Below are 254 nucleotides of genomic sequence, written 5' to 3'. Positions count from 1 at the left end.
CAAGCACAACGTGCTGATCGGCAAGGACGATCCGATACTGGTCACGGTCACGGTCAGCGATATGGTCTTGGGCCGCTACCTCGAACTGGTTTCCGACCAGTACGACGAAGCCAACAGGGCCTTGACCGTGAGCCTGCAACAGCAGGTCGAACAGTCCAAGGAAACGGCCGGGAAGGTAATCACCGACGCGGCCAACTACGTCAGCGAACAAGTGCGGCAGGCCGTGACTGCCGCCCTCGCCGATGCTGGCAACG

Annotated in this window: 1 pseudogene; it reads left to right on the top strand. The window is 61.0% G+C overall.

The features are described from left to right. Positions 1–254, top strand: a pseudogene (locus HMPREF2886_RS27275) (conjugal transfer protein TraM); the annotation flags it as partial.

The sequence above is a fragment of the Pseudomonas sp. HMSC066A08 genome (assembly GCF_001813025.1).
Classification (GTDB): domain Bacteria; phylum Pseudomonadota; class Gammaproteobacteria; order Pseudomonadales; family Pseudomonadaceae; genus Pseudomonas; species Pseudomonas aeruginosa.
The sequence above is the reverse complement of the archived record's forward strand: the minus strand, read 5'-3'. Positions and strand labels throughout refer to the sequence as shown.